The sequence below is a fragment of the Streptomyces sp. NK08204 genome (assembly GCF_020400585.1).
Taxonomy (GTDB): domain Bacteria; phylum Actinomycetota; class Actinomycetes; order Streptomycetales; family Streptomycetaceae; genus Streptomyces.
In genome coordinates, this window is sequence record NZ_JAINVF010000031.1 from 37,098 (window position 1) to 50,275 (window position 13,178).

The following is a 13,178-nucleotide window of genomic DNA, read 5'->3' on the forward strand; positions in this document are numbered from 1 at the left end:
ATGGTCCGTTGATCACATTGGCCGTCAGGGTACCGACTGGCCACGTTAGTCTCCGATCATGGCCTTGCGACCTGATGAGTTCTACGACCGAGCACGTGCGGCCGCGGACGGTGAGCTTCGGCTTCCGTTGGCACGGATGACCAGCTGGGACATAAGCCCGTTCGAGCCCGATGGACTTCGCGTCGCGCCGCTGCGCCCGCCCCATCTGCCCGAGCCGGAACGGCACGGCGAGGACCCGGCGAACTGCGACGTGTGCCGCGCCCGAGATGAAGGCGTCTGGTTCGACGAACGATGGCGACTGGCCCGGGTGACGGGCGTCGGTGTGCCTCTGGTGCTGATGCTGTATCCCCGGGACCACTACGACATGGCGGATCTGCCCGACGAGATGGCCGCCGAACTGGGGGTTCTCACCTCTCACGTCGTCCGCCATGTGCAGGCGCTGCCGCATATCTCCCGAGCCCACGTCTACCGGCTGGGGGACGGAGCCGCACACCTGCACATCTGGTTCTTCGCCCGGCCCGAGGGGCACGCCCAGCTGTTCGGCTCGTGGCTGCCCGTCTGGGACGACCTGCTGCCGGAGTACCCGGCGGACGTGGCCGACGCAGACGCGGTGGCCGTCGCTGACGCATTGGTCGCCTCGTACGGAGGCCGCCGCTCGGCCACCGACGCACAGATGCACGTCTGACCCTTCTGCACGGTTTCGAAGGCCGCGGTCTTGCCGCTGGCCCCGTACGGCGCCACCGCCTGACCGCACCGCCATGTCGGGTCCGTCGGTGGTACCTCCCCTTTCGTCGGATGGGGTCGGTTCCAGGATCGTGCGGTGGCGGTGCCGTAGAGGCGTGTGCCGGTGACGGTTTCGGTGTCCGGGGTGCCCCAGGTGTCGGGCTGACCGAAGAGGAACTCGCCTCCGTGCCGTGGCGGGCGTTCCTGTGCGGCCGGCGGGGCGGGACAGCCTGCGCAGGGCGCGGTCCGAGCGCTTCCGGGCCGGCACCTGCACGGGCAGGTCGCTGAGGAGGAACGCGAGGCGGGGTTGTGTCGGAGCAGGCAGATGGACAGCGCGCCTCTGGTCCGTCATGCTGCCCTGGCGGTGATGGGCCGGTGCCGGCCGCGTTGTGTGAGGGGCGGGGATCGATGGAACAATCGCAGGTCGCGGCTATGCCGCCGGAGAGCGTCCGTTACCGGCTGACGCGCCGCCAACGTCTGCTGACCGCGGTGCCCGCCATCGTCGTCATGGCCTTCCAGGTCTTGTTCTGGTTGGACGGGGGACCGTTTGGTCCTGTACTCGTCTCACTGCTCATGTGGGCTGTCCTCTTGCCTGTGGCGCCGATCACCGCGCGGTACTTCGGGGTCACTCTCACACCGTCGGCTGCCGTCGTGCACAACCTCCGCCGCAGGACCATCCCGTGGTCGAACGTCCAAGCCGTCCAGATCGAGCATCTCCTCGGAAGCCGGACCGTCGTGATCTACGAAGCGGGCGGCCGACGTACCCGCCTGCGGGCGCCGATCACCGGGTTCCTCAGCTGGGATCGCAGCTTCGAGGAGAAGTTCCACACCATCGGTAGGTGGTGGCTGTATCACCGCGGCCCGGACTGGGCTCCTGCCCCGCCGCCGAGGCCGCAGTGGGGTGGTCCACCGGCGTCCGACGGGAATCCTTACGCCCCTCCCGCCTAGTCGGAAGCTGATCCACGCACCCTCCGGGCGGCGGAGTCTCTCACCGGCCGCACCGATCGGGCCGTGAGCCGCACCTGGCCGGTTACCGCGGTTGCCGCCGATTCACGGGACGTTCCCGTGAGGCGGCATCCGGGCAAGCGGAGCGTTGACGACGTGCGAGGACTTGCTGGGGCGAGGGCTGTTCCAGCCCCTGACGCCGCGGGCGGCGGCCGACAGTGAGTCGGCCGCCGCCCGGCGGAAGGGATTCATCTGCGTGGAGTGACGCGGCGTCAGCTGGTCGCGCTCCCCGCGACCCACTCGTTCCACGGCATGTTCCAGTCGCTGAGGCCGTTGTCCGGGGCCAGCGTGGTCTTGTCCGCGGAGTTCTTGACGATCACGACGTCACCGATCATCGAGTTGTCGAAGAACCACGCGGCGGGCTGCTTGCCGTCGCCGCCGCCCTTGACGTCCTTCAGGCCCACGCAACCGTGGCTGGTGTTGACCTTGCCGAAGACCGAGTCGGCACCCCAGTAGTTGCCGTGGATGAACGTGCCCGAGTCGGTCAGGCGCATGGCGTGCGGTACGGCCTTGATGTCGTACGCGGGCTTGCCGTCCTTCTCGAGGCCGACGGTCGCACCGTTCATATGGATCTGCCTGAACTTCTCGGAGATGACCATCTGACCGTTGTACGTCGGGTGCTCGGGGCTGCCGGACGAGATCGGGATGGTCTTGATCGTCTTGCCGTCCCGTACGACGGTCATCTGCTTCGTCCGGGCGTCGACGGTGCTGATCTGGCTCCGGCCGATCTTGAACGTGACCGTCTTCTGGGTGCCGTGGAGGTTGAGCTTGACGGTGACGGTGGAGCCGGGCGTCCAGTAGTTCTTGGGGCGGAAGTCCAGGCGGTCGTCGTTGAACCAGTGGCCGACGACCCGCTGCCCGCTGCTGGAGCTGACCTGGATCTTCGACTGCACGGCGGCCTTGTCGCTGATCGCCTTGTCGAAGTTGACCGTCACCGGCATGCCCACGCCGACGGTCGAGCCGTCCTCGGGGGAGAGGTGCCCGTTGAAGCCGCCGGCCGGGGAGGTCGTGGTGATCGTGGCGTTCCCGGTGACGGAGCGGCCCTTGGCGTCCTCGGCCTCTGCGGCGACCTGGTACCTGGTGGCCCGCTCCAGCCGGCCGTTCGGCTTCCAGGAGGTGCCGTCCGTCGACAGGGTGCCCGAGATCTCGGCGCCGGTCGCGACGGCGGTCATGGTCACCTTGGTGAGCTTGCCGTTGCTCACCGTGACTTCGACGGGTCCGTCGATCCCGACGTTGTGGGCACCTTGCCCGGGCGTGATCTTTATTCGGGCGTCGGAAGCGTCCTGGGTGCCCGCCTGATCTGCCCGCGCCTGCGATGCCCGGTGACTCCCGGCGTTGTCGCCGCTGGTGGCGGCGTTGCTGGTACCGCCGAGAGCCGTGAGGGCGATGACGCCGCCGAGTACGCCGGCCGTAGCCATCAGCCCGGTGTGCCGCTTACGTGCCGTGATCAAACGCTTCTCCCATGTCACTGTTCGTTGAATCCCTGGAGCTGGTTACCGAGGAGTGCAACCGTCCGCGAAGAACCACCTTTACGCATTTATCCGTTTTGAGGGGTGAATTGTGGCGAATTCCACGCGTCCTGACAGCGTTGCCGAGGCTCTCGACGGCCGGACGGCACATGGTCGCCCTGCTCTCGCCGCTCGTCGCGGGTGTTGCGGGCGGACGGCGCCGACGACGAGCGGGAGCGGTGATCGGTGGCGGTCGGCGGGTTGCCCACGACGGGCGAACGCGGGTCGGCCCGGCCGGGGCTCGCCGGTACTGACCGTGGCTGACAACCGGACGGCACGGCCAAGACGCGCCAAGGAGGCTGAGCTCCTCGGTGCAGCCGATGACAGTCACACGGCGGGTGCCCCGTTCGAGGCGGCCGGCGATCACCGCCGAAGGAATGCGCGGGAGGCGGTCTTGGGCCATGTGGTGCAAGCTTCGAAGAGCAGGCGGCACCTCGCCGGTGGGCGGCGGTGCGAGGTTCGCGGCACCTCAGCCTGCCCTGGGCGGATGACCTGTGAAGGTGATCATGAGTGTGAGGGATCCGGACGCCAGGCACGCGGAAGCTGCGGATCAGGGCGTTACGGCGGCGGGCGTCGGCGTCGGCGTCGGCGTCGCCGATGGCGATGGGCCATGGGCGGGGTGTGGCAGTGGCTGCCCGCCGTGCGGCGGCTGGAGGAGCCGGCCCAGTGATCCGTGACCGGGGTGGCTCGTGCAGCGTTCTCACCGCTGACGTCGCAGACGCAGCGCAGGGCACCTCGGGCCGTCGAGGACGCCCGGCCCTCGCATGCCGCAGTCGGCGAGATCATGGTCCGCCCCACGGCCCAGGAACACCGACCGTCGACCCACCGGGGACGCTCCATGACCGGCCTGATCGTTGTCCTGCTGCTCGTGATCCTGGCCACGGCCGTGGCGACCGGTGCCCGGCTCTGGAGCCTGCCCGCCCCGTCACTCCTCGTGATCGCCGGCCTGGTCGTGGGGCTGGTGCCCTGGGTTCCCGAGGTTCGCCTGCCGCCAGAAGTGATCAACGTACTGGTGCTGCCTCCACTGCTCTACGCCTCGGCCGGGGAAATCTCTGCCCGCGACCTGCGCACCGTGTGGAGGCCCGTGAGCGGACTGGTCTTCGGTCTGGTCATCGCCTCGGCCATCACCGTCGGGTACGTGGCCGCCGCGATCACTCCGCTCACCGCCGCGACCGCGCTCATCCTCGGCTCTGTCCTGGCCAGCACCGATCCCGTGGCCGTTACCGCGCTCGGCCGACGTCTGTCTCTCCCCCCGCGCGTACAGGCCATGGTGCAGGCGGAAAGCCTGTTCAACGACGCCACGTCGCTCGTCCTGTACAAGGTCGCCGTGGTCACCGCGGTCACCGGCAGCGCCATCAGCGTGTCCGGCACCGTTGAGCAGTTCCTGACTCTCGCAGGCGGAGGAGTGCTCGTCGGCGCGGCGGTCGCCGCAGTGGTGATCCTGATCCGCAGACGGACCGAGGACGTGATGCTGCAGACCGTCATCGCGTTGGTCACTCCCTACGCCTCCTACGTCATCGCGGAGCAGTCGCACACCTCGGGGGTGACCGCCGTCATCGTGTCCGGGGTCGTCCTCGGCAGCACCGGCCACAAGCTCACCAACGCCCCCGTCCGCCTCCAGGTACACGCCGTCTACGACACGGTGACCTTCCTGCTGGAGAGTGTCGTCTTCGCCCTGATCGGCCTCGAGCTGCCCTCTGCCGTCCGCCACCTCGCGCGCGACGAGCACGGCTGGCCGCTGTGGGTGCCGGTGATCGCCTTCACGCTGCTGGCGATCCGCCTGCTGTGGATCTTCCCGCTGTCCGCCCTGATCCACCACCGGCACGCGGAGAGCGACAACCGACTCTCCTGGCGCGTTCCGGCCGTGCTGTCCTGGGCGGGCACCCGAGGTGTCATGCCGCTGGCCGCCGCGCTCTCCATCCCCCTGGTCACCCACACAGGGGCGCCGCTGCCGCACCGGGCGCTCATTCTCACGCTCACCACCGGGACCGTGGCGCTCACTCTCGTCTTCCAGGGTTTCACCCTGGCCCCGGTCGTCCGTCGCTCCGGCATCGCTCTCGAACCGGAGCACACCGCTCGCGAAGAGGCGCGGACCCGCCGGCACATCGCCCACGCCGCCCTCGAGGAGCTCAAGCAGCTCGGCGATCTGGATGAGCTCTCCGGTCTGGGTGCCGCCGCGGAGACCGCCTTGAAACAGGCCCGTCGTCACCTGGAGGCCCGCATCCACCAGGTTGAAGACGCCCACTACAGCGACCCGGACGCCCGTCCCGCCGACGCCTACCGTGAGATCCGCCGGACACTCATCGCCATCGAGGCGGCCGAGCTCCAGCGCCTGTTCGAAGCGAACAAGATCAGCAACGCCACCCGGCGCCGGATCCAGCACGAACTCGACCTCGAAGAAGCCAGCCTTCACCCCCGCGACTGACTGAGCAACCCTGCGGAAGCGGTGTCGGTGGGGCCCCCTATGCTGCACCGGACGATCACGCGGAACCTGGGGAGGGCGCGGCATGTTCGGCAAGCTGTTCGGCAGGGGCGGGGAGAGACCGGCGGTGGATCCGCACGCCCTTCCCGCCCCGCGCAGGCCGAAGAACGGGATGTACACGCTGCGCGCGCTCGGAGACGCCCGGGTGCTCGCGCTGGTGGAGGCCGCCGGTGCGGGTGACTGGGCGGCGGTCAAGGCGGCGCTCGCCCCCTTCGATCTCGGCCGTGATCATCAAGTCCTCGGTGAGCTGGCCGACCTGGACGGCGTGCAGGACTGGATCGGCCGGGCCGTCGAGGAGGACAAGGAGCACCGGGCGACGGCCCTGCTGATATCCGGGGCGCGGCACATCAGCTGGGGCTGGGAGGCGCGCACCCGAGCGCTTGCCGCGCACGTCACGCCGGAGCAGTGGCGGGTTTTCCGTGAACGGCTCCGCATCGCCGAGGAGCAGTTGCTCGAGGCTGCCGAGTTGCGGCCGGAATGGGTCACGCCGTGGCGCCGCCTCCTCACCTCCGGCCGTGGCATGTCGCTGGGCCCCGCCGTCAACGAGACCCGGCGCGACGCCGCCCTGCGCCGCGACCCGCTGGACCTGGAGACGCACATCGAGTGGGTGTCGCAGTTGCAGCCCCGGTGGGGCGGCGAGCCGGGCGAGGCCCTGGCGTTCGCCCGTGAGGCGTTCGCCGGGGCGCCCGAGGGCCATCGTCTCGGCTGTGTGATCGCCGTCGCGCACATCGAGGACTGGGTCGAGTCCGGCCGTAAGAACTGCCTCGTGACCGCCGAGATCCAGGACGAGTTGCTGGACGCGGCCGAGCGCAGCATCCTGCACCCCGCCCACGTGCGTCGCCCGGGCTGGCAGCACGACTTCAACATGTTTGCCATGGCCTTGTCCCTGGCCTCCGAACGCATCGCGTTGCCGCGTGTCTTCCGCGAGCTGGGCGGCGCCTACACCTCGTGGCCCTGGCAGTACATGGCGCAGCCGGAAAAGATGTACGCCCGCGCCCGGCGCAACGCCTGAACCCGCCACCCCGCCCGCCGCTCGTCGCTCACCTCACCCGGGACTGCCCGATGACTCTGTCCGAAACCCCTTCTGGCCCGACCGGCGCCGACCGCACCTTCCAGGTGGACTTGCGCGGCCTCGTCGATCTCCTCTCCCACCACCTCTACTCCAGCCCCCGCGTCTACCTGCGCGAACTCCTGCAGAACGCGGTGGACGCGCTGACTGCGCGGCACGGCCTCGAACCGGCCGCCCCCGCCGACGCGTTCGGTATCCGCCTGTACGCCGACGGTTCGGTGGTACGTGTCGAGGACGACGGCGTGGGTCTCACCGAGACCGACGTGCACACCTTCCTCGCCACGATCGGCCGCAGCAGCAAGCGCGCCATGGGGGGCTCCTCCCCGGCCGAGCCCGTTCCGGGCTGGGGCAGGATCGACGAGCAACGCGGCGACTTCATCGGCCAGTTCGGCATCGGCCTGCTCTCCTGCTTCCTGGTCGCGGACGAGATCCACGTCCTGAGCCGTTCCGCCCGCACCCCCGATGCCCCCGTCGTGGAGTGGCGAGGACGCGGTGACGGCAGCTACACCCTGCGCACCCTGCCCGTCTCCGCCCGCCCCCGGCCCGGTACCACCGTCACACTGTCGCCGCGCCTCGACGCGGGCGAGTGGACCCGGCCGGCACAGGTGCACGCGCTGGCCCGCCACTTCGGCTCCCTGCTGCGCCACCCTGTGACCTTCGACGACGGCACGGGCGGCCCGGGCGCACCGGTCAACCCCGAGCCCGCACCCTGGGCGCGTACCTACCCCACGCCGGGAGCACGCTCCCGCGCGCTGGCCGCGTACGGCGAAGAGGTCTTCGGCTTCACGCCGCTGGACACCATCGAGCTGGACCTGCCGGCCGTGGGCCTGAAGGGCATCGCGTGCGTGCTGCCCGAGGCGGTGCCGGCCGGGCGCCGCCACGGCCATCGCGTGCACGTCAAGGGCATGCTGCTGTCCGAGCAGGCCGAGGAGATCCTGCCCGAGTGGGCGTTCTTCGTCCGCTGCGTCGTCGACGCCGAGAGCCTGCGTCCGACGGCGTCCCGCGAGTCCCTGTACGAGGACGACACCCTCGCCGCCGTCCGTGACGCCCTCGCCGAACGGCTGCGCGCGTGGATCGCCCGGACCGCGGCCAGCGACCCCGACCTCCTCGGCCGCTTCCTCCAGGCCCACCACCTGGCCGTGAAGTCGCTGGCGGTGCACGACGACGAGATCCTGCGGATGCTGCTGCCCTGGCTGCCGTTCGAGACCACCGACGGACACGCCACGCTGGACGAGTTCGCGCGCACCCACCGCACCGTGCTCGTGACATCCAGCGTGGAGGAGTTCCGGCAGGTCGCGGCGATCGCCTCGGCCGCCGGGCTCGGCGTCGTCAACGGCGGCTACACCTACGACCGTCAACTCGTCCACAGGCTGCCGGAGATCAGGCCGGAGGTCAGCGTCGCCGATCTCGACCCGGCAACGCTCACCGCCCACCTCGACCCCGTCGACCGAGAGACGGAACTGGCCGCCGCGGCGTATCTCGCCCTGGCCCGCGACGCCCTCGCGGTCTTCGACTGCGACGTCGCGCTGCGCACCTTCCAGCCCGTCTCCGCCCCTGCCCTCCTCCTCGACAGCCGCGAGGCCCGGCACGAGCGCACCCGTTCCCAGCTCGCCCGCGAGCAGCAGGGTGGCCTGTGGGGCGACATCCTCGGCCACCTGCGTCAGGAGGCTCCGCGGGCCCAGCTGATCCTCAACCAGCTCAATCCGCTGGTCCGTACGGCCGTCACCATCGACGAACCCGAACTCGCCCGAACCAGCGCCGAAGCCCTCTACGGGCAGGCCGCGATGCTGTCCCGGCGTCCGCTCAGGCCCGCCGAATCGAGTCTCATCAACCGCTCCTTCCTCGACCTCCTCGCCCACGCCCTCCGCAAGGACAGCTGATGATGCCGACCGCACCCCAGACCACTGGCGAGCTGTACCAGGCGCTCCAGGAGAACGACCGGCGCCCCTACGGCCGTCCCCGCACCGTCACTGCCGAGGAACTGGTCGAAGCCGCCGAGCAGTTCACGGAACCCGTCCCGCTCGTCCATGCGCTCCTCGAACTCCAGGAGGCGTACAACTACGGCTCCGAACCCAGGAAGTCGCCCGTCGTCTTCGCTCGCCTGCTCACCCTCTTCGACGAGCAGCCCGACGTCTTCGACGAGCGGCTGCGCCACACGCTGTTCTGGCGGTTCAAGTGGGTGGCGGGCGCCCTGCGCGCGCTGCCCGAGATACCGCTGGCCAGCCTGCGCCAGTGGTTGGCCGAGATGCGCGACCGGTACGAGAAGGCCGGCTTCGGCCTCCAGCCCTACTACGGACAGGTGTACCAGCTCGCCGCCCACGTCGGCGAGGACACCGCCCTGGCCTACGAGCTGTGGGCGGGCCGTACCCGCACCAGCCTCAGCGACTGCGAAGCCTGCGAGATCTGCGAGCGCGCTCTGTACCACCTCGCGGCGGGCGACGACGAGCGGGCGCTGCGCACCTGGGAGCCCGTCCTGACCGGGCAGGAGTCCTGCCAGGAGGAGCCTGCCCGCTCCGTCTCGTACGCGCTGCTTCCCCTGCTGCGCACCGGCCGCACCGACCGGGCCCGCGAGCTGCACCTGGCCGGATACCGCGGCTGCCGCCGCAACCCTTCGATGTCCGGGGAGGTCGGCCGGCACCTGGAGTTCTGCGCGCTGACCGGCAACGAGGCACGCGGCCTGGAACTGCTCGCCGAGAACCGGAACCTGTTCGACGAGGTCGACTCGCCGCTCGACCAGCTCGACTTCCTCACAGGCGTCGAAGTCCTCCTCCGACGCGTCGAACTCCTCGGCCACGGTGAACTGCCCGCCGCCGGATACGCGGGCCGCACCTGGACGGTGGCCGGGCTGCGCACCGAGGTCCGCGGCCGGGCCGACGGCCTCGCCGCCCGCTTCGACGCCCGTAACGGAACCACCGCCCACACCGACCGGCGCAGGGCCCGCCTCGACCGTGCCCCCCTCCTGGACACACTGGAACTGACCCTGCGCACCCGCAGCCTTGAGGACGTGGCCCCGGCCGCCCCGGCTGCCACGCCCGCCGCGCGCACGACCGCCGCCGTCCCGGAGTCGCTGCCCGAACTCATCACCAGGGCACGGGCATTGGACGAGCAAGGGCATCCGGACGCAGCGGCCTGCTGGGCGCGGCTGCGCACGCTCGTCGCCGCCCCCGACCACACCCATCCCGACGACCCGGCCGTGGGACCGCTCGTACGGCTGCGCGCGGACCTGCTGTCCGACGAGGCGAGCCAGGCGGGCGAGAAGGACCGGTTCGACGAAGCCGCCGCCCTGTACGAGGAGGCCGCGAGCCTGTACGACGAGGCCGGAGCGCCGGGCCATGCGGCGCTCGCCCGCGCCTGCGCCCTGCTCCCCGCGGGTGAGATCCCCGCGGAGCGTGCCGACGGAGCCGAGGCGAAGGCCGCCGCGCTGACCGCCGCCCACGCGGCCCTCGTCCGACTGCACGAGGAGACGCCCGGCCTCGCCCCGTACCAGGAGGCCCGTCTGCTACGGCTGCGGGCGACCGCGCTCGGCCTGCGTCTGCAGACGTCGAAGAACGAGGAGCACGTCGCGCCGGTCCTCGCCGAAGTGGACCTGCTGCTCGGCTTCGCCACCCGGCACGACATCGCCGGACAGATCTCCGGCGCCCTCATGCTGCGAGCCAGCACGTACGCCCTCTCCGGCGATCTGCCCGCCGCGGTCACGGAGATCGACGCCCTCCTGGACCGGCTGAGGGCGCACGGCCCCGCCTGGCACCTGCCCCGCACGCTCGCACTGCGCGGCCGGATCCAGCTCGGCCTCCGGGACGCGCAGGCCGCGCACGCGGACCTGACCGAGAGCCTGCGACTGGCTGCCGACTGGCCGTCCGACACCGTCGACACCGCCCGCCTCCACGCTGATCTGGCCGAGGCATGCATGCACCTGCGCCACCCCGACGAGGCACTGCGGCACCTGACGCGCTCCGCAGAGCTGGAACTGCGCCACGGCAGCCGGACGGACGCGTTCTGTGCGTACAGCAACGCGGCCCAGCTCAGCCTCGACCTGGGCCGCGTCGAGGACTGCATCGCTCTGCTCGACTCCCTCCTGGCCGAACCGGACGTCGCCGCCGGAGAGCTCGACGACCGGCTCGTCGCCCAGCTGCGCCTGACCCGCGCCCGTGCGCTGCACGCGGGGGAGGACCTCAAGGCGGCCACGGCGGAGTTCGCCGCCCTGGCGGCCCAGTCGGCCGGCTGGGACGACGACCCCGGAAGCCACGCCATGATCGCCTCGGAGACTGCCGTACTCCTCGCCGAGGCCGGGGAGTTCGGCCGGGCCCGGGAGGCCGCGAACCAGGCCCTCGCCGCCCATGTCCGGGCCCCGCGCTACGAGCAGCTCAGCAGCTGCCTGCGCGAACTCGCCCGCCTCCAGGCCCAGCAGCAGGGCACGGAGGGCCTGGCCGACGCCCTGGCCCTTCTCGCCGACGCGGGCAGGATCGCCGACGAGGCCCGCGCTGCGAAGTACGAGGCCCGAGGCCGCTCCTTGGACAGCGCCCTGGCCTATGAACACGGACGGGTCAACGCCTACGCACGTGAGTACGAGACCGCCCTGGCCGCTCTGGACGAGGCCCTCACCCTGCTCGGCGAACCGGGATCCGACGAGGACCACGCCGGTGAGTGGGCCGAGTGCGTCCGTCTCGCGGCTGCCGTGGAGGGTATCTACCTGGAACGCCCCGCCCCCGCGCTCACCCGCCTCGACGGGGCGGTCTCCTGCCTCACCGCCCTGGGCCACGCCGAGGAGACCGAGCCGCTGACCTCCCTGGCGGCCCGGCTGCGCGACAAGGGGTGACGCGGCGGGCGCGGTGCCGGGGCGACAGCCCGCCCCGGCACCTGGTCGCCGTGGCGATACCGGGTGCGAGCTGACCGTCACGGGCCCGAACCGGTTCCTCGAGGCGCTTCGTCGACGACGTCGCCACGGCCGGCGAGGACCTCGTCGTCGGGGCCGGCTGCTACCTGCCGACCAGCCGGTGACGTTCACCATCGCGCACAACCAGTACGTCTCCGGTGCCGCGAAGAAGATGAGGGGGCTGCCGCGCACCGCGAGGAGGCGTGGGTGGTCAACCGTCCGTCGAGGACCGGCCTTTCCGGCGCGTTGTCACGAGTTCCTGGACTCCAACGGTGCGTTGCCGCCCCCGGATCAAGAGCTGATGGCGGGCTCCGGGGCGGTGGCCGCCCCCAAGCTCGAGCCGGCTCGCAGCGGTTGAGAGCAGCCCGGCGAACTGCCGGATGTGTGGCCCGCAGTTCGGTCGCGCGACCCGGGATCCGTCGGTCAGTGGTCGTGGGACCGACCCTGTTGACACCTCATCAGTTACTTTGCAGTAAACGGCGGGTGCAAGGTTCCTTGACCGCCCTTCGCCTGAGTCCTCGTGCGCTTCCCGTGTCTCCGAGCTGTGAAACGTGAGGTCTACGCGGGAAGAATTTTTGACATGAACACTTCCCTAGGGTGGCTGTCTGCTGTACCAAATGAGGGCCAGCTCTGCCGCTCAGGGAGGTCTCGTGAGACGCGTCAAATTGCCATCAGTTCTTGCCGCATTGGGCCTAGCGATCATGGCGGGCCTGGGGCTGTCCGGTCCGGCACAGGCTGCCGGACCGGCGTATGTCGCGCTGGGGGACTCGTACTCAGCCGGCAACGGCGCTGGAAACTACGACAGTGCGAGTGGCGACTGTCACCGGAGTTTCAACGCCTTCCCCTACCTGTGGAAGAACGCCCACGCCCCGTCCTCGTTCGCCGACACCTCCTGCTCGGGTGCCGTCACGACGGACGTGACGAACTATCAGCTCGGCCCGCTGAATTCCACCACGGGGCTCGTCTCCCTCACCATCGGCGGCAACGACGCGGGTTTCGCGGACGTCATGACCACCTGCAACCTCGGCTCGGACACCGACTGCGTCAACCGGGTGAACCAGGCCGAGGACTACGCCAGGTACACGCTCCCCGCCCGTCTGGACGCCACCTACAACGCGATCCGGGCCAAGGCGCCCAACGCCAAGGTGGTCGTGCTGGGTTACCCGCACATGTACACCCTCAACGTCTTCTGCATCGGCCTCAGTGACACCAAGCACAAGAAGATCGACGAGGCTGCCGACGTCATCGACAGCGTCATCGCCAACCGTGCCGCCGCCCACGGCTTCGTCTTCGGTGACGTCCGCACCACCTTCAACGGCCACGAGCTGTGCTCCGGCGACGGCTATCTGCACTCCCTGGTGGTCTCCCCGAGCTGGGAGTCCTACCACCCCACCGCCACCGGCCACTCCAGCGGCTACTACCCGGTCTTCAACGCCAACAGCTGAGCCCCTCCCCGGACGAGCCGACCCGGCTCGATCCTCCCCATCCGCCGTGGACGGCACGTCGAACTCGGTCACG

General features: G+C 70.5%; 7 protein-coding genes and 1 pseudogene. 6 read left to right on the forward strand and 2 right to left on the reverse strand.

Annotated features, from left to right (window positions below; all coding sequences use genetic code 11):
• Nucleotides 1-136: 136 nt before the first annotated feature.
• A complete protein-coding gene (locus K7G59_RS30775) occupies nt 137-685 on the forward strand; it encodes a hypothetical protein (protein WP_225839968.1) in 549 nt (182 codons plus the stop codon).
• 107 nt (nt 686-792) lie between these two features.
• On the opposite strand, the pseudogene K7G59_RS34835 reads toward K7G59_RS30775, so the two are convergent.
• Together K7G59_RS34835 and K7G59_RS30780 are read right to left on the reverse strand one after the other, a co-directional pair.
• Nucleotides 793-1,030, reverse strand: a pseudogene (locus tag K7G59_RS34835) (transposase); the annotation flags it as partial.
• Between the two features lie 910 nt (nt 1,031-1,940).
• Nucleotides 1,941-3,146 carry an Ig-like domain-containing protein gene (locus K7G59_RS30780; RefSeq protein WP_225839998.1) on the reverse strand — a complete coding sequence of 402 codons (1,206 nt, stop codon included), beginning with the start codon at nt 3,144-3,146 and terminating at the stop codon, nt 1,941-1,943.
• 928 nt (nt 3,147-4,074) lie between these two features.
• On the opposite strand from K7G59_RS30780, the gene K7G59_RS30785 reads away from it, so the two are divergent.
• The 5 genes from K7G59_RS30785 to K7G59_RS30805 all read left to right on the forward strand — a co-directional run bounded on the left by K7G59_RS30785 (nt 4,075) and on the right by K7G59_RS30805 (nt 13,105).
• Nucleotides 4,075-5,661, forward strand: a complete 1,587-nt coding sequence (locus K7G59_RS30785) for a Na+/H+ antiporter (protein WP_225839969.1) — start codon at nt 4,075-4,077, stop codon at nt 5,659-5,661.
• An 82-nt stretch (nt 5,662-5,743) separates the two neighbouring features.
• Nucleotides 5,744-6,730: a hypothetical protein gene (locus K7G59_RS30790; RefSeq protein WP_225839970.1), complete on the forward strand. Its 987-nt coding sequence runs from the start codon at nt 5,744-5,746 to the stop codon at nt 6,728-6,730.
• A gap of 50 nt (nt 6,731-6,780) precedes the next feature.
• Nucleotides 6,781-8,667, forward strand: a complete 1,887-nt coding sequence (locus K7G59_RS30795; protein ID WP_225839971.1) for an HSP90 family protein — start codon at nt 6,781-6,783, stop codon at nt 8,665-8,667.
• 2 nt (nt 8,668-8,669) lie between these two features.
• The gene (locus K7G59_RS30800; protein WP_225839972.1) at nt 8,670-11,603 is read left to right on the forward strand and encodes a hypothetical protein; all 2,934 of its coding nucleotides are present in this window, start codon (nt 8,670-8,672) and stop codon (nt 11,601-11,603) included.
• Nucleotides 11,604-12,361: 758 nt separating this feature from the next.
• Entirely contained in the window at nt 12,362-13,105 is a 744-nt protein-coding gene (locus K7G59_RS30805) for an SGNH/GDSL hydrolase family protein (protein ID WP_263976983.1), read from the forward strand.
• The last annotated feature ends 73 nt before the right edge of the window (nt 13,106-13,178 follow it).